This is a genomic window from Vibrio sp. YT-19(2023), from assembly GCF_033337395.1.
In genome coordinates this window covers 18,048-39,220 of record NZ_JAWOQN010000004.1, presented here as the reverse complement: position 1 = coordinate 39,220, position 21,173 = coordinate 18,048, and the positions used below count along the sequence as shown (strand labels likewise).

At 44.9% G+C, this 21,173-nt stretch carries 17 protein-coding genes; 6 read left to right on the top strand and 11 right to left on the bottom strand.

The genetic code is table 11. The features are described 5' to 3' along the window. Position 1 precedes the first annotated feature (1 nt). Entirely contained in the window at positions 2-709 is a 708-nt protein-coding gene (gene lolD / locus R7E78_RS04365) for a lipoprotein-releasing ABC transporter ATP-binding protein LolD (protein WP_005378457.1), read from the bottom strand. After that, positions 702-1,910: a lipoprotein-releasing ABC transporter permease subunit LolC gene (gene lolC / locus R7E78_RS04360; protein ID WP_318057686.1), complete on the bottom strand. Its 1,209-nt coding sequence runs from the start codon at positions 1,908-1,910 to the stop codon at positions 702-704. Before lolC ends, lolD begins: the two co-directional genes overlap by 8 nt. A gap of 249 nt (positions 1,911-2,159) precedes the next feature. Between lolC and R7E78_RS04355 the strand changes: the two genes are divergently transcribed. From R7E78_RS04355 to R7E78_RS04340, 4 genes are all read left to right on the top strand, one after another. Then, on the top strand, positions 2,160-2,729 hold the full coding sequence (locus tag R7E78_RS04355) for a hypothetical protein (protein ID WP_054576371.1): 570 nt from the start codon (positions 2,160-2,162) through the stop codon (positions 2,727-2,729). A 5-nt stretch (positions 2,730-2,734) separates the two neighbouring features. Next, on the top strand, positions 2,735-6,196 hold the full coding sequence (gene mfd, locus R7E78_RS04350) for a transcription-repair coupling factor (RefSeq protein ID WP_318057685.1): 3,462 nt from the start codon (positions 2,735-2,737) through the stop codon (positions 6,194-6,196). Positions 6,197-6,203: 7 nt separating this feature from the next. Further along, positions 6,204-6,977, top strand: coding sequence for a peptidoglycan binding protein CsiV (locus R7E78_RS04345; RefSeq protein ID WP_005387825.1), 774 nt, complete (start codon positions 6,204-6,206; stop codon positions 6,975-6,977). Positions 6,978-7,137: 160 nt separating this feature from the next. Next, positions 7,138-7,686, top strand: a complete 549-nt coding sequence (locus R7E78_RS04340) for a GNAT family N-acetyltransferase (protein WP_005387823.1) — start codon at positions 7,138-7,140, stop codon at positions 7,684-7,686. Positions 7,687-7,762: 76 nt separating this feature from the next. Here R7E78_RS04340 and R7E78_RS04335 read toward each other — a convergent pair whose 3' ends face one another. The 7 genes from R7E78_RS04335 to hinT all read right to left on the bottom strand — a co-directional run bounded on the left by R7E78_RS04335 (position 7,763) and on the right by hinT (position 13,976). Next, complete coding sequence (locus tag R7E78_RS04335; protein WP_005378463.1) at positions 7,763-9,052, bottom strand: NAD(P)/FAD-dependent oxidoreductase; 1,290 nt, start codon at positions 9,050-9,052, stop codon at positions 7,763-7,765. Positions 9,053-9,585: 533 nt separating this feature from the next. Next, positions 9,586-10,128: an alpha/beta hydrolase YcfP gene (ycfP, locus tag R7E78_RS04330; RefSeq protein ID WP_005378464.1), complete on the bottom strand. Its 543-nt coding sequence runs from the start codon at positions 10,126-10,128 to the stop codon at positions 9,586-9,588. Between the two features lie 75 nt (positions 10,129-10,203). Next, complete coding sequence (gene thiK, locus R7E78_RS04325) at positions 10,204-11,085, bottom strand: thiamine kinase (RefSeq protein ID WP_170893726.1); 882 nt, start codon at positions 11,083-11,085, stop codon at positions 10,204-10,206. A 24-nt stretch (positions 11,086-11,109) separates the two neighbouring features. Continuing rightward, a complete protein-coding gene (gene lpoB, locus R7E78_RS04320) occupies positions 11,110-11,700 on the bottom strand; it encodes a penicillin-binding protein activator LpoB (RefSeq protein WP_005378467.1) in 591 nt (196 codons plus the stop codon). Between the two features lie 66 nt (positions 11,701-11,766). Beyond that, on the bottom strand, positions 11,767-12,159 hold the full coding sequence (locus tag R7E78_RS04315; RefSeq protein WP_005378469.1) for a YcfL family protein: 393 nt from the start codon (positions 12,157-12,159) through the stop codon (positions 11,767-11,769). Then, positions 12,159-13,556, bottom strand: coding sequence for a hypothetical protein (locus R7E78_RS04310; protein WP_318057684.1), 1,398 nt, complete (start codon positions 13,554-13,556; stop codon positions 12,159-12,161). Before R7E78_RS04310 ends, R7E78_RS04315 begins: the two co-directional genes overlap by 1 nt. Before the next feature lie 69 nt (positions 13,557-13,625). Next, entirely contained in the window at positions 13,626-13,976 is a 351-nt protein-coding gene (gene hinT, locus R7E78_RS04305; RefSeq protein WP_005378473.1) for a purine nucleoside phosphoramidase, read from the bottom strand. A 269-nt stretch (positions 13,977-14,245) separates the two neighbouring features. On the opposite strand from hinT, the gene R7E78_RS04300 reads away from it, so the two are divergent. Both R7E78_RS04300 and R7E78_RS04295 read left to right on the top strand, forming a co-directional pair. Then, the gene (locus R7E78_RS04300) at positions 14,246-16,237 is read left to right on the top strand and encodes a methyl-accepting chemotaxis protein (RefSeq protein ID WP_318057683.1); all 1,992 of its coding nucleotides are present in this window, start codon (positions 14,246-14,248) and stop codon (positions 16,235-16,237) included. 163 nt (positions 16,238-16,400) lie between these two features. Then, a complete protein-coding gene (locus tag R7E78_RS04295) occupies positions 16,401-17,561 on the top strand; it encodes a DUF1887 family protein (RefSeq protein WP_005378476.1) in 1,161 nt (386 codons plus the stop codon). Positions 17,562-17,717: 156 nt separating this feature from the next. Here the strand turns inward: R7E78_RS04295 and udp are convergent, their stop codons facing one another. Further along, entirely contained in the window at positions 17,718-18,476 is a 759-nt protein-coding gene (udp, locus tag R7E78_RS04290; protein ID WP_005378479.1) for a uridine phosphorylase, read from the bottom strand. Positions 18,477-18,790: 314 nt separating this feature from the next. After that, positions 18,791-21,097, bottom strand: a complete 2,307-nt coding sequence (locus tag R7E78_RS04285) for a zinc/cadmium/mercury/lead-transporting ATPase (RefSeq protein WP_318057682.1) — start codon at positions 21,095-21,097, stop codon at positions 18,791-18,793. Positions 21,098-21,173 lie beyond the last annotated feature (76 nt).

Genomic DNA, 21,173 nt, shown 5'->3' with positions numbered 1-21,173 from the left:
ACTAGCCCTCCGCAGATGCTGTATCAGTCACAAAACGATCTACGAGCAAACCATCTTGCATGTGCATTTGACGATCCATTTTTGCTGCCAGCTCTTTGTCATGCGTGACAACCAAAAATGCAATGTTTGACTCTTTATTGAGCTCGCGCATCAAATCATAGATAGACAGTGCCGTATTGTGATCTAAGTTCCCCGTAGGTTCATCAGCCAAGACCAGATCAGGTTTATTCACCAATGCACGCGCAATCGCAACACGCTGACGCTCACCGCCCGATAACTCGGAGGGTCTATGTTGCATCCGATGACTCAAACCAACTTTATCTAACAGCGCTTTAGCCGCCTGTTTTGCATCCGCTACTTTAGCACCGCCAATCATCAGTGGCATCGCCACATTTTCAAGCGCAGTAAAGTCAGCCAATAAGTGATGAAACTGGTATACAAAACCAAGGTGCTTGTTGCGTAATGCCGCCTGTTTGTTCGAGCTCAAAGCTGATAGGTTTTGCCCTAGAAAATCAACTTCACCATGAGTTGCGTCATCTAACGCACCTAAAATATGCAATAAGGTACTTTTTCCCGAACCAGAAGAGCCAACAATAGAAACCAACTCCCCTTTGTCGATATCGAAACTTACGCCTTTCAACACTTCCGTATCTAACGAACCCTCTCGGTAGACTTTACGAATATCACGACATTCTAATAGCTTATTCATAGCGAAGTGCCTCAGCAGGTTTAACAGAAGATGCTCGATAAGAAGGATAAAGCGTAGCAGCAAGGCTAAGAGCAATCGCCAATACCACCACTAAAAGAATTTGCAGTGAATCAATCAAGATGGGTAGATGACCACCAAAGCTGAATAGCGCCACACCAGCAGATTCAAGAATCGCATTTAGATTAAGTGACAAGATCACGCCCGCAGCGCCACCAACAATCGCGCCAATTACACCACTGCTTGCACCTTGCACCATGAAAATGGTCATCACATGAGATTGAGTCATGCCTTGAGTTTTCAATATTGCGACTTCTGATTGCTTCTCCATTACCACCATGATTAAAGCGGAGATAATATTGAATGCAGCGACACCCACAATTAGACCTAGCATAAGTCCCATCATGTTCTTTTCCATTTTCACCGCTTGGAAAAGCTCACCACGCTGTTCGCGCCAATCACTCCATTGCCACCCATCAGGCATGGGTTGGTCAGCAAAATCCGTCACCATAAATGGGTCAGAGAAAAAGACACGCCAACCAGAAACCGTGTCTTTAGGGAAACGCATCAGCTTAGATGCATCCGTCATGTTCACAATCATTAATTGACCATCAACGTCCGATCCCGTATTGAAAATGCCTGAGACAGTAAAGTTTCGCTGGCTAGGAATACGACCAAGTGGGGTAAACTGCGTCGCGTTGGTCACCATCAAGCGCACTTTATCCCCGATTGAGACCTTTAGTGAACGCGCCAAACTGTGACCCAAAAATACATTGTAGTCACCTGCTTGAAGTGACGATAATCGTCCGGCAATCAAATGGTTGCTAATCGGATCGCCTTTCTTAGGTTCAATACCGATGAGGTAACCAGCCGTCAGCTGTGCAGAACTCTGAATAACAGCCTCTCCTCTAACGATAGGCTCCGGCTGAGATTCACTCGACATCGCTTGAACAAATGGAGGGGCAGACTCGGTCATAGGCGTTTTTCCATCGTGTTGCGAAACAACGGCATGAGGTAGCACACCTAAAATGCGTTCTTTTAACTGCGATTCAAACCCGTTCATCACAGAAAGAACCGTCACCAACGCCATTACACCGATCGTAATACCCGCCGTCGACATATAAGAAACAAATCGGCTGAACCTATCTCCAGAGCGTCCCCGAAGATACCTTAAGCCAATAAACAATGAGATAGGATGATACATATAAGACAAACCAACTGGTTGTTTTGATATAAAGCTTTAGCGGATTATCTTACCTTACTCTTCTCATTAAGAAGACAAGAGAATCGCTAAATTTGTCAACGACATGCAATAAGTCTGTATTTAGGGCAAAAAGTTCAAGGACAAATCGGCTAAACTTGATAACTTCATTCAGTTAGCGATAATCAGTGCCCTATTTCTCTTTGTTTGTTGAGTGAGCAAGGAGCGCTCGCTGGCAAAAGGATCGACTATATGACAGAGCAAGAATACTTTACCGTCCATCATAACCTCACCATCAACGTCGAAACGTTGAGTGCGGACTTTGCTTTGCCAGATGAAGAAACGTTTGTCTCCGAAATTCCAGCACCATTTATTGTCGCCAGTGAATTTAGTCACTTAGATATGTTGGCAGACAACGCGCGTCTAGAGCTGAAAAACAAAGAGTTAAAGCATGTGATCAACTTGCTTGATACGCAAAACGCGAAACTTAACCTCTTGTTGAGCTTTATGCTTTCACAACAAGATGACGCCTCCATTCGCTATCAAACGACGCAGTTTGGTGCTAGTCAACTCAGTTTCCGCTCAGATACAGCGTTAACTACTCAACAACTCGTTCGTGTTAAACTGTTCCTCGATCACCCTGCTGCGGCGATTTACTGTTACGCTCAAGTAGAAGAATGTGATGCTTCAGAGCAAGATTTCATTATCACGCTTAGATACAAGATGCTCCGAGAATCTGATCAAGATTTACTGATAAAGGCGGCACTGTATCAACAACAAAAACTTTTACGTCAGCGCTCGATGGAGCGAGATAAAAAATAATTCCTATGACAAAAGCAACGATTCTTTCCGTCACAAACCCTTCAGAGCGTGGCGACAAAAAACAGCTAGGTAATTTGCCGGGCGCAGCTCTACCTCTAGCCATTGCAGAGCTGGCCAAGCAGCATTCGAGTCACTCGCTACTCGTTGTGCCTGACCCGCAAATCGCTTTAAAGCTTCAGGCAGAGATTGAGCAATTCACCGACCAAACGGTAAGCCTGTTCCCCGACTGGGAAACGCTGCCTTACGATAACTTTTCTCCGCATCAAGAAATCATCTCTGAACGTATCGCACGCCTATACCAACTGCCAAGTCAACGTGATGGCATAACCATCGTCCCGGTCAGTACAGTATTGCAACGCCAATCGCCACGTGATTTTCTGTTGCAACACACTTTAATGGTGAAAACTGGTGATCGGCTCTCGCTAGAGAAGTTACGTGTACAACTTGAAAATTCAGGCTACCGCCATGTAGATCAAGTATTTGGACCAGGTGAATATGCAAGTCGTGGGTCTATTCTGGATCTCTTTCCTATGGGCAGCAATGACCCGTACCGCATCGACTTCTTTGATGATGAAATAGATACCATTCGCACGTTTGATCCAGAGAACCAACGCTCTATCGACGATATTCAGCAAATCCAATTGCTGCCTGCACATGAGTTCCCAACCACTAAAGAAGCGATTGAAGATTTCCGTACACGTTGGCGCACCCAGTTCGACGCACGCCGCGAGCCTGAATCAATCTACATGCAAGTTACCAAAGGCACGTGGCCCGCTGGTATTGAGTATTGGCAGCCGCTGTTTTTTGACCATACCGAGACTTTATTTGAATATTTGCCAGAAGACTCTCAAGTCATCACATATGGTGATATCGAATCTGCGGTCGATACTTTCTTAACCGATGTCGAATATCGATACGACCAGAAAAAAGTTGATCCGCTGCGTCCTCTTTTGACTCCTGAACAGCTTTGGTTGAAAAAAGACGAACTTTTCAGTAAACTAAAACAGCTCCCTATCGCTCAATTGAGCCTAGATAAAGTGGTTAAGCGTGCCGGTCGTCAAAACCTACCAGTACAATCGTTAGCCGAGCTTGGCGTTCAACAACAAAATAAAGAGCCGCTCTCGCGCCTTCGTCAGTTTAGTGAGCAATTCAGCGGCAAAATCGTTTTCTCGGTAGAGTCAGAAGGTCGTCGTGAAGCGCTAACGGAGCTGTTGCAAGGCATCAAAGTTCGGCCGGTCGTACATGGCTCACTTTACCAAGCTCTAGACTCGGGTGATCGATTCAGCTTGATCTTAGGCGCAGCAGAGCATGGTTTCATTCACGAAGAGCTGAACTTCGCTCTGATCTGTGAAAGTGATCTACTCGGTGACCGTGTTATCCAGCGACGCCGCAAAGATAAAAAAGCCGTCAACAGTGACACCGTTATTCGCCATCTTGCGGAACTAAAACCCGGTCAACCTGTGGTTCATATTGATCACGGTATTGGCCGCTACATCGGTTTACAAACACTTGAAGCCGGTGGTATGAAAACGGAATACGTCACCCTTGAGTATCAAAACGATGCCAAGCTCTACGTGCCAGTTTCATCACTGAATCTTATCAGCCGTTATTCTGGCGGCGCTGAAGAGAGTGCGCCACTGCATAAATTAGGTGGTGAAGCGTGGGCAAAAGCACGTCGTAAAGCGGCAGAAAAAGTGCGTGATGTCGCGGCAGAATTGCTGGATGTATATGCTAAACGAGAATTAAAACCTGGCTTCAAATTTGAGCTAGATCGTGGGCAACACGCAACATTTAAAGCAACATTCCCGTTTGAAGAAACAGATGACCAAGCGATGGCCATCAATGCCGTCTTGTCAGACATGTGCCAGGCAAAAGCGATGGATCGCTTAGTGTGTGGTGACGTGGGCTTTGGTAAAACGGAAGTCGCTATGCGCGCAGCATTTGTCGCAACGGATAACAGTAAACAGGTCGCCGTACTCGTACCAACAACCTTGCTTGCTCAGCAGCATTTCGAAAACTTCCGTGACCGTTTTGCCAACTTACCAATCCGAGTTGAAGTACTGTCTCGTTTTAAATCTGCCAAAGAACAAAAAGTCATTCTGCAAGACGTTGCCGATGGTAAAGTCGATATTGTCGTTGGTACGCATAAGCTGCTTTCGAGCGACATTAAATTCAAAGATTTAGGTTTGTTGATCGTTGATGAGGAACACCGCTTTGGGGTTCGTCAAAAAGAAAAAGTCAAAGCAATGCGTGCGGATGTGGACATTCTTACCCTCACCGCAACACCAATTCCACGCACACTGAATATGGCAATGAGTGGCATGCGAGACCTGTCGATCATCGCGACACCTCCTGCACGCCGTTTAGCCATTAAAACCTTTGTTCGACAAAAAGAAGAGCCAGTGGTCCGTGAAGCGGTACTGCGTGAAATTATGCGTGGTGGTCAGGTTTACTTCCTGCACAATCAGGTTGAAACCATTGAAAAAACGGCAGAAGACTTACAGAAACTCATCCCAGAGGCACGCATTACCGTGGCTCATGGTCAAATGCGCGAGCGCGAACTTGAGCGAATCATGAATGACTTCTACCATCAGCGCTTTAATGTGTTGGTGTGTACAACCATCATCGAAACCGGTATCGACGTACCAACGGCAAATACCATAATCATGGATCGTGCGGACAATCTTGGCTTGGCGCAGTTGCATCAATTGCGTGGCCGTGTTGGACGTTCGCACCATCAGGCCTATGCTTACTTATTAACGCCACATCCAAAAGCCATGACCAAAGATGCCATCAAGCGTCTTGATGCGATTGCCTCACTGGAAGACTTAGGTGCTGGCTTTACGTTAGCAACCCACGATTTAGAAATCCGTGGTGCTGGTGAGCTGCTTGGTGATGAGCAAAGTGGGCAAATTCAATCCGTTGGTTTTACACTTTATATGGAAATGCTGGAACAAGCAGTGCAAGCATTAAAAGAAGGCAAGGAGCCATCTTTGGATGAGCTGCTTCGTGAGCAAACTGAAGTGGAAATGCGAATCCCAGCGCTCTTACCAGATGATTACATTCCAGATGTAAACACACGACTGTCGATGTACAAACGCATTGCGAGTGTCACAAGCAGTGATGAACTATCAGAGCTAAAAGTGGAACTGATTGATCGCTTTGGTCTGCTTCCAGACGCAACAAAGAACTTACTTGCCGTCTCAGAATTGAAAATTTCGGCTGGTAGTTTAAAAGCGAAAAAGATAGAAGCCCATGATAAAGGTGGATTTATCGAGTTTTACCCTGATGCTGACATAAATCCAGCGTATTTAGTTAAACTGCTGCAATCACAGCCGCAAAAATTTGCAATGGAAGGTCCAACTAAGTTCAAGTTTAGCGTACCATTGGTGGACCGACGTAAACGCATTCAGTTTGCTCAAGACTTACTGAATGATTTTAAACAGAATTTATTACCAACGAGCTAATAGTCGAATGAGAATACTGATCCCGTTATTGCTTCTATGTGTCTCAATGCCCTCTTGGGCACAGCGCCAATTTGATATTGAAGTGATCATTTTCAAGCGAGCAGTCGACGCTGAAAGCACAACAGAATCTTGGCCGAATCAACTGCCAAAAATCGATATGGAAAATGTCGGTAGCCTAGAGAGTGAATCCTACCGCCGCTCTAAAGGCGTGACACTTTTGCCAAGTTCTTCTTTCCGTCTCAACGCGCAAGAAGCGGCACTAAATAATCATGCCGGCTTTAAAGTGCTTAAACACGTAGCCTGGCGTCAAGGTGACCGAGGTAAATCTAGCGCCCCAATTTTCCGCATCGTTGGCGGGCGAGATTTCTCTGATTCTTATCAAGCAGATGGCCGCCCAATCAATGGCAATAGCAATCAAACATTTTCCAGCGACGGTTACAGTGAAGAGACGGTCAATGGTCCTTTATATGAACTAGATGGTCGATTCCAAATATACGTACAGCATTACCTCTTCGCCGAAACAACACTAGATCTGCGCGAACCAAGTGTTAGAGAGGTGCGTTTTGAACCAACCTCAACTGAGCAATTGGCGGATGATTTAGGTGAAGTAGATGGTAACGTCCAAGTCGGTAACTTGGCAGAAATATCGCCGACAGTAACCGAAGAGAAATTCCTGAAGAGTTATCGAATGGATCAAAAACGTCGTATGCGTAGCAGCGAGACTCATTACCTAGATAACCCGTTGATGGGTATGATCATTCAAGTTCGTCGGGTTCGATAAGCACGAGCGGTTCGACAAAGCGCAGCAAAGCTGCGCTTTGTTTTTATCTGCTATACCTCAGTTATTCCTAACCAACGCAGAGCAAGGAAAATAGCTGCGTTCAAGTATAAATAGACAGCTTTCAATTTACTTACACTCAACATGGAAGTCGTATTAGTTCATGAGTCCAGACTTTGAAATCATTGCGCCCCGCTTAGCGCTCAAGCTCATCCCTGCTGAAGAAGCACATTCACTACAACGATTACTTGCAGAATCCCCTTCGCTGCACCAATGGCTTGACTGGTGTGATAAAAACGTCACATTGAAAACCGCGCAGGACTTTCTGTTGGCAACCCGTCTTAACTGGGTCAAAACTGAGGCTTTTGGTTTCGGTATCTATGAGCGGCAAAGTAACACTTTGGTTGGAATGGCAGCGGTTAATGAGTTATATCATACGTTTAATATGGCGAGTATTGGTTACTGGGTTGCCGACCGCTATCAACGGCAAGGCTATGCCCAAGAAGCCGTTAAAGCCTTAGCAGAATTCTGCTTCGCAAAGCTAAGTTTAACTCGACTAGAGATTGTTTGTGACCCCGACAACGAAGCTAGCCAAGCCTTAATTGAGTCCGTCGGTGCACAAAAAGAAGCCATCGCCAGAAACCGGTTTATTTTTCAGGGTAAGCCTAAAGATGGCGTTGTGTTCTCACTTTTACCGACAGATCTAACATAAACAAAAAGCCACCGACTTGCGGTGGCTTCTGCATTTTTTAAGATACAACACATCCACACAGAGTGGATTTAAAACCTTAGTGCAGCTTAAGGTTTGGACGCAGCACGCGATTAATGCGGCCGACGAGCATCATCAGACCGGTTTTGAATACACCATGCAACGCCATTAGGTGCATGCGATACAATGAGATGTAAACGACACGAGCAATACGGCCTTCTACCATCATCGACCCTTTAGTTAGGTTCCCCATCAGACTACCAACGGTTGAGAAGCGACTTAGAGACACTAATGAACCGTGATCTTTATATACATAGTCTTTCAACTCGCGCCCGTTGATCTTCGCGACGATGTTACTAAATGCCTGGCTTGCCATTTGGTGTGCAGCTTGAGCGCGTGGCGGCACGAACGAACCGTCAGACTGGGTGCATTGTGCTAAGTCACCAATAACAAAGATGTCATCATCTCGTGTTGTCTGTAGTGTGTTTTTCACTACAAGCTGATTGATACGGTTCGTTTCTAAGCCAGCGATATCTTTAATAAAGTCTGGAGCTTTGATACCTGCAGCCCAAACCATGATTTGAGCTGGGATTTTCTCACCATCTTTTGTAGTAAGGCCATCTTTTTCAGCTTTAGTCACCATAGTGGCGGTGCGCACGTTTACGCCCAACTTCACCAACTCTTGATGAGCAGCAGAAGAAATACGTGGAGGTAACGCTGGTAAAATACGCTCACCTGCTTCAATCAGATTGACGTTCAACTTGCTAGAATCAAGATCACCGAAGCCATAAGTGCGCAGCTCTTTAACAGCATTATGTAACTCAGCTGATAGTTCAACGCCAGTTGCACCAGCACCAACAATCGCAATATCGACCGTACCGTTACCGTTTTTCGCGTGCAGCTTTAGGAACTCGTTGTTCATTTCTGTACGGAAACGGTGTGCTTGCTCAGGGCTGTCTAGGAAAATACAGTTTTCACGAACGCCAGGCGTGTTGAAGTCGTTTGATGTCGAGCCAATCGCCATCACTAGAATGTCGTATTCTAGCTCACGGCTTGGCATAAGAAGTTCACCGTGTTCGTCTTTAAGCTCACTTAAGATGATAACTTTACGTTCACGGTCGATGTCTTGAAGACTACCCATTTGGAAGTCGAAGCTGTGGTTTTTTGCATGAGCTCGGTAGCTCAGTGCATCTACTCCTTCGTCCAAAGAACCTGTAGCAACCTCATGCAATAATGGCTTCCACAAGTGGCTCGCTTTTCGATCGACTAGCGTAATTTGCGCACGGTTTTTGCGACCTAGAGTTCGACCAAGCTTAGTTGCCAACTCAAGACCACCTGCACCGCCGCCTACAACGATAATGCGTGTCACAATGATTTTCCTCTACAAAAATGAATATATGGGGTTCAGCTCGATGCATGACTCACAAACATTTGTGGCATCCATCCAACCGATGAATTCTTGGTTCTTAGAGGTGTCTCAATTACTTGGATTAAAAAACTACCACCCACTTTGATTCTTTATCTATCAATGACTTGTCAGGGTTTGGCATGTTTATCTGGTACGCATACGGCGCCAGAAGTTTTTGGGCAAGTTTATTACTCGCTCTCAATTTTTTTTGATATTTATCAAATTATTTTAGTCCGGTTCATTATATAGAGACCAACTTTGAAGGCAACCAAAATCCGTGTAACGAGTACGGATTGACTACTTTTCGACTACTCTACAACAAGGTGTTCGTGCTACATAGGAGGGAAGTAAGAAAACGGTAAGGAGAACACAATATTCAAAGCGTTAAACCAAGAAAATGTGCCTTTCAAAGAGACAGTGGCTCGGCATACTCAAGAGAAGGAATCGCAGCAAAGCAGCCGATAAAAACGCCGCTTTACTGTCTACACTCAACATTAGTAAGTATTTTTAAATGCCTTTATCGCTTGTAAATGATGAGAGATTTTTTTGAACTTATGAGACTGAGTTTCATCCCAAATGATTTGATAGTGTTTTTCTAACTCAGCTGCCGTTTTCGAATTGTCATGCACTTCATCATCTTTAGAGAGAATCACTAAGCAGTGCGCTTGATTTTTCGCTCGGAACTGATCAACACATTTTGTTGCGATATCTTCATACTCTTCTGGGCGATCGATTCGACCAGCCATCGTTTTTTCTGGGTGCAAGTTCGGGTTGAACATCACTTGCTTGATACCGCATAGAAAACCAATTCGCTCAGACCAGTAACCACCTAAACCTACCCCACAGATTAACGGGTTTGGGTCATCAGATTGATCGATAACTTTAGACACTTCTTTTAACAAGTGTTGCATGTCGTGCTTTGGGTGAAGGGTGCTGTAATTGATAAAACGAACGTCGTCGTCGATAAATTGCAGTTGAAGAACTTTTTCGTGGTTACCCGGGCTTGTGCTGTCAAAGCCGTGTAAGTAAATAATCATCTGTACCTCTCCCTGTGTGTATCTGGTACTTTTATTAAAACTACCACTATTTCCTTACTGTTAAAGGGGAAAATATCACGAGTTCTCAAAACAGTGATCTTCCATACACAATGAGCCTTTCAACTCATACGCACTGTTTAAGTATTGTTCATTTCCCCACAATTTATAGGCAAGTAGATACCAGAGCATCGCCATCACCAAGGTTCTTGGTTGCCAAGCATGTACACCTCTCAGCCAAAGAGACACATCTTCGATACCTCGAATTTGGCAATACTGCTTTACCGCTTCTTCCACAGGCGAATTCGCGACCTGAATAGTTAAGGTCAAATCAAGCCTAGGGTCAGCAATCCCGGCATACTCCCAATCAATGACTTTCACCCCATTCTCTCCTCGCACTAGGTTATAACACCCCAGATCGAAGTGACATAGGGCAAGTGGAACAGGTTCAACGTTCGGTTCCGTGCGCCACTTCATGTACAAAGCATCAAACTCCGTACCCACATACTGACCATCAAGCTCAAGCCAATAATGATCGATGCGAGAAATATATGAAAATGGAACCAAAGGAATTGCGCTTATCGGATATTGATGAATCTTCGCCGCAATGGATAATAAATCGCTTAGTGCTAAGCCTGATTCCGTCAGTGCCTCTCCTTCTATCCATTCCACCAGCAACCCTTGCTCATGAATAAAAACTGGCTTGGGGCCAATTTCCAATGAAGAGACTGCATTCAGCACTTGATATTCATTGTGACGAGAAATTGAAAAAGCCTTGCAGACATGACTGGTCGGTCGCCAGATGTATGCAAGGCCTTGAGAAGATTCCAACCGCCAACAGCGGTTGGTTAGCCCCCCGGTAACAGTTTGTACTTTTACCGGAGGCTCCGTAAAGAAGCCATCGAGAGCATTAAGACTCGGATCTAACTGTTTTGCTTGTTGCCAAGAAAACCATGCCATTGATGACTTCTCCACCCTGTTCGATTAAAGACCGAATAGGCTCTTAGATTGCGCTTTACGAATTTCAGTTTCATCCGCCCACTCAATCAAACCTGTTTCTAGGTCCATTAGGCGCATGGTCATCTTGTAGTATACATCTTTATCGCTACCTGCATTTTTCACAATGCTAGATAGGTTGCCGTAAAGCATGTATTGAGCACCAACCATTTTACCAAATTGGATCGCTGTGCTTTGGTTAACAAGCTCATCCGTGTTTTGGAAGTTAAGTTGTTCACGCACAGACTCAACACGATCCATATCAACAAAACGGAACTTACCTGAGTTCAACATCTTAGTAGAGATCGTGTCAGTAATGGATTCAGTGTCAATATGTTCACTGGTTTTGTTCTTAATTCGCTCAACAAAAACGATAGGACGTTGGTCACGAGTAATTGCTGCTACAGAGCCCGACATCATCATGCTATCCACCATTTCAGCCGCGATTTTTTGTAAATCTGTTGAGCCAAAATCGATAGTCGTGGTTTCTGTTGCTTGCGCATCGCCGTAAGAGACTTTGTTAGAACAGCCACCTAAAATGACGGCAAGACCTAAAAGAGCAATAATACTTTTTTTCATGAGAGTTCCTTAGTTTTTCAATACCAGCGCATCGTTAGCGCGGCAGCTTCGGCAGAGCCGTTAAGATTAATCGTCTTGTGCTTCTCTAATTTGCACACGGAATTTTGTGCCATTTGGATTCACAGTAACTTCAGATAACGTGACTTGCTCAAATCCTCGCACAATCATTTTTCGCCACGGACCAGGTTTGGTATTCACTTCTAAACCATTGTTGTCATACCAATAAAATCGGTAAAGAATGTGCTGATCACCTTTGTAATTGCTACTCAACTGCACGACTCCTCGTGGGCGATCATCAACGTAAGTGGTGGTGATGTTGTCAACTAATAAGCGACTACCTAAAACGTTATCATTAAAGAATACTTTTTGCGTTTGGCCATCAATTCGAATACCAGCCGTGTTTTCGGCGCATCCAACTAAACCAATAGCCATTGCTAAACAAACAAGCCATGCTTTCATTACAGTCTCCCTAGCTGTTTATGCCACACGGTTGAGTGTGCTCCCTGACGAGATACCCATACCAATGTAGTCTGCTGTGCAGGCACTTCAAACTGGTAGGTTTGATCACCCAAGTTTAAACTTTGTGTTCCCGGTTTCACGATTTTTGAAGCCGTTTTCACTTGCGCTGGCAATGTTTGCCAACTTCTCGTATCTGGCTGTTCGGTCAATGTGTTCCATACATTGAAAAGTATGTTGCCCACATCATCGCCTTTTTTCGCCGCCTCTTTTCGGATTCGATCTTTTGCCCAAACACGAAGAGCTTGACGGATCACTATTGTAGTAAGGCGTTCATTAAGATCGTTTTGCGCCATCGCATTAACATCAACCAGCGTACTGGAAGGCAATACCTGACCATTTAAAACAACATCGCTAAAACGTTGAGCACCTCGGTTCTGATAATAAGGAAGCGCCAACGAATAAATCGCGCCATTATCGCGACTGTCGTAAATCGGTAAATCAATACGCCACCCTTTCATCGCCTCAACAACACCCTGCTCATCAATAACGATGACTCGCCCTTGTGACTGAGTTAATCCAGAAGGTGCTTTGCCATACCGCTTCTCTAGCATGCGCAAGTCTTCACGCATGCCTAACTTCTTAGCAGCGTATAAGGTGCTTTCTACAACTTGCTTGTTGTCTGGCATTACAGCGAGTGCTCGTCGGTAATCAACGTAAGCACTGTTTAAGTCTCGCGACGCTTCATATAACAAGCCAGAAAGATAGAACAGATAACCATTTTGTACCGCGCTTAGTTTTTTACCAGCATCAGGGTAGTTCGCTAATACACTGCCTAAATTGGCAGACATGCCTTGCTTGTTAAGGTCTTTCTCTGCTGCTTTTAGCTCTTTTTCACGCGCCTTTCTTGCCGCTTCCTGAACTTGATTAGCTCGACGCACTTCAACTAGTGCTCCTTCTAAATCGTTTTTCTGTAAGTAATTTAGTCCTAGATACAGGTGCAAAAAGCCAAGTTCGTAATCGGCGGGATGATAGTCTTGGAGATTGTCGTTCACTGCGAGAGAGCCGACGCTCGTTGCCGTGTCTGACACAGATATCGTCGCTCGATCTTGTTGAACACGTACGGCACGATCGCTGCTTTCTAGCGCATTCAAACTTGTCGGGTAATCTTCAGCAAGAAAAGAGATACGACCTTTTTCAAAATTGCCAAGTATCTCGCCACCCACTTGACTTGATTGAAGTTGTTTTGCTTTGGCATATTCCCCTGCAACAACGGCTTGATAAACTTCTTGATTCTGGTTGCTGTAATGGCTAAACAGATTGCCCGCAGATAAATTCGCGCAGCCAGAGGCCATTAAAGCCCAGCTCATCAGCCCTAACAGCTTTACACCTAGTTTCACATTTATCTCCACAAATGTGTCATTCGACAGGAAAAAGAAGTGGGTGAATCGCCACCCACTTTTAAAAGCTTAGCTCAATACCATTGGACCTAGAGGGCGGCCGCCTAGTAGGTGCATGTGAATATGGTAAACCTCTTGGCCACCATGTGGATTACAATTAACGATCAGGCGATAGCCGTCTTCAGCAATACCTTCTTCTTTCGCTAACTTTCTAGCAACAGTGAACAAACGCCCCATCATTGCTTCATCTTCAGCTTCTACATCATTCGTTGTTGGGATCAGTTTATTCGGAATAATGAGAATATGGCTTGGTGTGCGAGGGTTAATGTCGCGAAACGCAGTCACCAAATCATCTTGATAAAGGATATCGGCAGGGATTTCCTTGCGAATAATTTTACTAAAGATCGTTTCTTCCGCCATGAGGACTCCATTTTATAAACGTAATTAGACCCCAATTAGTATGCGCCAACCAAAAGCGGAGCTCAATAAAAACAGTGTTCACTTAACATTATTAATCAAATGCTAATTAACGAAGCTTTTTTTGTCGTGTGCGTCATAAAATGCGCATCACAAACTGAATACAATCCAATGAATTTTGTTACTTTTTTAAGACAATTATTATTTTTATACCCAAGTAAATTCAAAAATACTTGGGTAGCTTGTCTATTTTTGGGAGAGGAAGCTCACTTATGCGAGGTTCAGTTATTAAAAGGATGTATGCCGGCTTTGCACTGATCATCATCCTATTTGCCGTCACAATTGCCATTATGATGGGAGGAATGAGTGATATTCACGGAAAATTTGGCACGGTTTCTAAATCATCCCTACCGTTGGTATCGTTATCTAATCAAACCAGTGTTGAGCTGCTTTCTGCCGACAAATCATTTAAAGACTTCCTGACAACAGAGAATAAACAACGCATGGATGAAATGCGTCAGGAATTTGCTAGATCTCAACAGCGCTTCGAATCCACATTGGCTCAACTGAAAACCGCAAGCCAAATTTACCCTTCTCTTGCCGAACCGTTTTCACAGTTAAAAACGTTAGAGCAGAGCTATTTTACAGAAGCTCTAGAGGCCATGGACAACTACGAAGCAATGTTCGCGGCTCAAGAAGAAGTGCAAAAATCCTCACGCCGCTTCCAAAAACTGAATACCGAACTGTCGGTTGGTCTTAAAGAATATGTGGCAGATCAAACCAGCATTTCTGTCAAAGTCATGGCAAAGAGCTACTTTATCAAGTTAAAAGATGCCGAAGTAATTACCTCTGATGCCCTCGCCAGTTCCAACCCTGAGTTTGTTACGCAAGCCGTAGCTAAAAACCGCAAAGCAGTAACGCACTTGAATTACGCATTCCGCGGGTTGGTGACTCAGCTTCCTGAGCTAGAAAAAGCTTTTGGCGAATCTGTAGAGCAATTTACTCGTGACGTTGGTATGCGTGGCGGTGTGCTAGACCAACATAATAATTACCTCAATGCTCGCACCGCTTTGTATAACAATATCGCCAACCTAGCAAATAAAGTGGATTCAACCATGGCGATTCTTGAGCAATTCACGACAACCGCAACAGATAAGCTCAATGAATCATTGGCAGACGCAGGTGACATATATTCGGCGGGTGTAACGAAAGCCATCATCATTGGCGTTATTGTCGTTTTACTCGCGACAGCGATTGGCTACCACATCGCACAAAGCGTTCGCGAACCGTTGACTCGTATTCTAAAAGTGTTAGAAAGCCTGACTGAAGGTGATATGACACAGCGTATCGACATTCGCTATAACAACGAATTCAGCCGTGTGAGTGGACACATTAACTCACTCGCCGACAACCTTCACGAGATCTTGGTGAAACTCAACGAAGCGTCAGAAAACCTATCGTCAACCGCGACAACCAACGAATGCACCTCTTCGCAAGCACAAATTAAATTGAGCTCTCAACGCGAACAAACAGCAAACGTCGCTACCGCGATGACAGAAATGTCTCATTCAGTGCAGGAAGTCGCGCAAAGTGCGCAAGGCTCGTTAGAAATGGTGCAACGCGTCGAATCTGCCTCTGAAGAAGGTAGAAATGTTATGAGCAGTAATATCTCAACCATTAATCAACTAGAAACACGTTTGAACGAATCGGTCTCCGCAGTTTCTGAGCTACAAAAAATGAGTGGTCAAATTGGGTCTATCCTTGATGTGATCCGCAACATTGCGGAGCAAACCAACCTACTGGCATTGAACGCGGCAATTGAAGCGGCTCGCGCTGGTGAACAAGGTCGCGGCTTCGCGGTAGTGGCAGATGAAGTACGAGTACTCGCATCAAGAACGACTCAATCAACCACTGAAATTGAATCCATGATCAGTAATCTGCAATCTAGCTCGCAATCGGCGAACCAAGTCATACAAAGCTGTATGAGCGATATGGAGATGTCGGTTGAGCAAGCATCAAAAGCGAACAGCTCAATGGAAGAGATCCAGGCGCTAATCATTGAGATCAGCCAAATGAGTACGCACATTTCACAAGCAGCAGCAGAGCAAAGTGAAACATCAACAGACATTGCTCGCAGTATTGAAGATATCAACAGCATCGCCGATGAAAGTTTCCAAGCCATGTCGAGTATCGCACAAACCAGTGAATCACTGACCCACTTGGCTCATCAGCAAAATGAATTGGTCCACCGCTTTAAGTTATAAATACTTTATAATTAAGAGTATTAATTAGTGCAATCAACTGTATAAGGGCGACTTTTTGTTAAGTCGCCCTTGTTTTTTGTCGGCCATGTCTACATATGATTAATAAGGCCAGCTCATCCCCTTGCACAACTCTTTTCGAGCGGCCTCATAAAAAGGAAAATCTATGGCTGTTCATGTTGGTATTATCGACCAAGACCCAGTGAGATTGGTCACTCCTCTATTAGATAATCGTACGCTAAGCACACATATCGTCTTCATCGGAGACAAGAGCCAGTTAGATATATTTGACCGACTGAGTGCCGTTTTAGATCAACGAGAAATTACTTCTGAATTTTTTGAAATTCCATCCGCTGTTAATACATCTCTGATCAAACAAGCAATTCAAAAACTGGCAAAAGATCTCCATGAACGCGGCGAAGATGTAAAATTGAACGCGAGCTGTGGTCTTCGTCATCGCTTGTTGTCGGTGTACGAAGTTTTCCGTACCTATCGCTGGCCAATTTTTGTGGTTGAGCCTAGTAGCGATAAGCTTTGTTGGTTATACCCTGATGGCAAAGAAGATACCCAAGTCGAAGATCACATTACGATTGCAGATTACCTCACTATCTTTGGTGCACGCGGCGAGTTTCACCACGTTGATTTACCACCTCTTCTTGATAAAAAATTGTATGAACTTGGTGAACGATGGGCCTCAAATGCGCTTGAGCTTGGGCCAGGTCTAGCAACACTTAACTACCTTGCAACCACATGCCGCAAAGAACAAAAGCTTGATGTCGAGCTCTCCGAAAAACAGCAGGGCTACCGTGAGCTCAACATGTTGCTTTCAGATTTAGTAGAAGCAGAAATCGCCACCTATGAGAATGGCGTTTTAACGTTTGCAGATGAAGATGCTCGACGCTTTTCAAACGGTGAGTGGTTAGAAACTTTGGTTCACAGCACCGTGAAGCAAATCCAAGACACCATGCCGACGATCCAAGATCGATCGTTAAATGTTCAGGTTTATCGCAAACTTGGTGAAAGTGAAGTACGCAATGAGTTAGATGTCGCAACAGTTGTAAACAACAAGCTGCACATAATCGAGTGCAAAACCAAAGGCATGAGAGATGACGGCGACGATACTTTATATAAGTTAGAATCGCTTCGCGATCTATTAGGTGGCTTACAAGCGCGCGCAATGTTGGTGAGCTTCCGTCCTCTTCGTCACAATGACATTACTCGTGCTGAAGACTTAGGGCTAGCCCTGATTGGCCCTGATGAGCTTAAAGATTTAAGAACGCACTTAACGGCTTGGTTTAAAGACGCGGGCGGTTCAGACGAGATCTAGTGCCATTAAGAAAAGCTAAAATTCACAACGATAAAAAGCAGCATTAATGCTGCTTTTTTATACCTAAATTTTAGCTGTACGCATTTCTATAAGTAGAAAAAAACCAGAGGTTAGCCTCTGGTTTTTTCTGTTTGTTTAAATGCCAACTATAGCGGCTTAAAGCATTTTACGCGCTGCTTCTACAACCACTTTAATTGAACGCGCTTCCGTCTCTTTCAGAGTTGAATGATCTGGAATCTCTTTTTGTGTACGGTTGATGATAACACCTGCCACACAACCCGCTTTTAAACCAGAGCTCGCACACATTGTTAGCAGTGTTGCAGACTCCATCTCGAAGTTAAGTACGCCCATGTCTTGCCATTCTTGCATAGAGCCTTGGAAACGCTTAACAACACGACCAGAGAACGTATCGTAACGTTCTTGACCAGGGTAGAACGTGTCGCTTGATGCAGTCACACCCATGTGAACTGTAGCGCCAGACTCTTCTACTGCTGCTTTCATTGCGGTTGCTACTTCAAAGTCAGCAACTGCTGGGAATTCCATAGGAGCGAAGTGTAGGCTCGCACCGTCAAGACGAACTGACCCCGTCGTTACGATCATGTCACCCACGTTTACATGTGGTTGAATTGCACCCGTTGTACCAACACGTAGGAAAGTACGAACACCAAGCTGTGCCAATTCCTCAACTGCGATAGAGGTAGAAGGACCACCAATACCTGTAGAACAAACCACAACAGGTTTACCGTCTAACTCTGCACGGTATAGCGTGTATTCACGATGGCTTGCTAGAAATACTGGATTTTCCATTTGTTCTGCGATTTTTTGAACACGCGCTGGGTCACCAGGAATGATCGCTAGAGTCGCACCATTAAGATCAGCTTCAGTAACACCTAAATGGAATACAGCTTGAGACATAAGTCGCTCCTTATTGTGGCTTATTTTATGAACAATAAGCTCATTAATCAGTTATTGGGTACAGATGCACTGTAGCGAACCTTTCACCAACATAGAGTGATCACAATCACAATGACAAAATGTAATGAAAATGAAATTTCAAACAAAACTGGTATTGATCACACTTTAAGGGGCATTATATCATTTTGTTGCATAGCAATGCGTGATTTCAAGGACGAGAAAAACGTCTGATCGCATCAGGTGAATTCGGTTAAAAAAAGCCCGATACACGAATGCCTCGGGCTATTAATGAGTGGGATCAATGGTTAGGTCAGTTATTTGATCTGCTTGGACTCAAAACGAAGTAATCTCAACGCATTCAATGTCACCAGTGCTGTTGCACCACTGTCGGCTAATACAGCAACCCACAACCCAGTAACACCAAGTAAACTTGTCACTAAGAATACACCTTTCAAACCTAGCGCTAACGCGACATTCTGACGAATGTTACTTAGCGTCGCACGCGACAGTTCTATCATGGCAGGTAGCTCAATCAAACGGTTGTGTGTTAACGCCGCATCAGCAGTCTCGAGCGCAACATCCGTACCGCCTCCCATCGCAATACCAATGCTCGAAGCTTTCATGGCTGGAGCATCATTGATACCGTCTCCCACCATCGCAACGGTATGTTGTTGTGATAGTTTCTCGACGTAATGCACCTTGTCTGCAGGTAACAAACTCGCTTTATAATCCAAGCCTATTCTATTTGCCATTGCTTCTGCACTTCTCGGGTTGTCACCCGTTAGCATCACCGACGTGACCCCAAGTTCCTTCAACATTGCGATGGCTTGCTGGGCATCTGAGCGCAATGTATCTTGCCATGCGATCACGCCAATGACCTCGTCATCGTAACGAACAATGACAACCGTTTTACCTTGTTGTTCCAACGTAACCACTTGCTCTTTGGCTTCTTGAGAAAGTGGAAAGTCTGCCTTTGAAGGCGTGACCACTTGGACCATTTTTCCATCGACGTAACCAGTGACACCAGAGCCTACTTGCGCGGTTTTATCCAACGCTTCAGGAATAGTAAGCCCCTGCTCTTGCACTTTGGTAACTAAAGAAACCGCTAGAGGATGACTTGAACCAACCTCGATTGACGCAGTTAGGCTAAGTAACTTGTCTTCATCCATATCAAAAGCAAAGACGTCGGTCACTTCTGGTTTACCTTGCGTCAGTGTCCCAGTTTTATCAAATGCGACAGACTCAACCTTGCCAAGCAACTCAAGCGCCGCTCCACCTTTGATCAATGCGCCCCGCTTAGCCGCTGCCGCCAAGCCAGAAGTGATCGCCGCAGGCGTTGAAATGACTAATGCACATGGACAAGCAATCAACAGCAGGGCGAGTCCTCGATAGATCCACGTTTCCCACGGTTGGGTAAATAGTAATGGCGGCGTAACGATAACCATCAGAGACACCAACATCATTAGTGGCGTATACCAACGGCTAAATTTATCAAGAAAGCGTTCTAATGGTGCCTTACGGGATTCTGCTTCTTCAATCAAATGAAGAATTCGATCTATCGCATTCTCGCCCTGACGGGAAGTCACCTGTAAACGAACCACTTTATCGACAACCACAGCCCCGGCCATCACTTTGCCACCGGTTTGATGTTCAACGGGAACAGATTCTCCCGTTAACGCACTTTCGTCAAAACTCGCAAGCGCATCTTGCAAAACACCGTCGGCAGGCAAACGACCTCCGGGTGCGACTTCTATGATATCCCCTGGTTTAAGCTGCGCAGCTGGTACTTCTTTGCGTTCACCATCAATAATTAAAATTGAATTTTCTGGGACTAAGTCCATTAACGCCTGGACACCGCTTCGCGCGCGAGATGATGCATATGCTTCTAACTTTTCACCAATAAGGAAAAGCAATAACACCATTGCGGCTTCGGCGGTTTCACCTAAATATAAAGCGCCGAGCGCCGCTACACTCATTAACGTTTCAATCGCAAAAGGCGTACCGCTACGCGCCAACTTAAATGCTTTGAGCGCGATTGGGTATAAACCAAGTAAACACGTCAAAGTGAATAACCAAGCGCTTATTTGAGGGTCGATCTTAGAAATTACTGCCGCAGTAGCCATTGCACCAGCAATCGAGAGAATTTGGATGTTGTCTCTTATGACGCCAAGCCAGCCTTTCTTTGTAGTGCTTGGTTTTGGAGCATCAAGTGAAAAGAGCGGGAAACCCGTTTTTTGGGCTGTCTGCTCTATCGTAGCTATCAGCTCTAGACCATCAAAATCGACGACCAGTTTTTCTGTTGCAAACAAAACCTTGGCTTGGCTGACGCCTTGTAAAGACGTAATGGCTTTCTCAAGCTTTTGCGCACAAGATGGGCAATCCATACCTGACACAAGCCAAGCGTTCCGAACGGAGGAATTACTCTCCCTTGTGGGATCGTCTTCCTCGCCTGTGTCAACGCTGCAGCCTCCTCCACTACAGCAAGAGCTTTCAGAAACATCAACACTGGCCTGAGAGATATTGAGCGAAGATTTTACTGGCGCACAGCATGACTCGCTTGCACCAAGCGGCACCGCAGTTTTGATTTTGCTAGATTGGCAACCTTGATGTTTTGTACACATAATTTTTTCCTTATTGGTATCGGTGATTTACCTATTGCTAAGGATAAACCTTAGAGTAAGCTCCAAGGTCAAGATA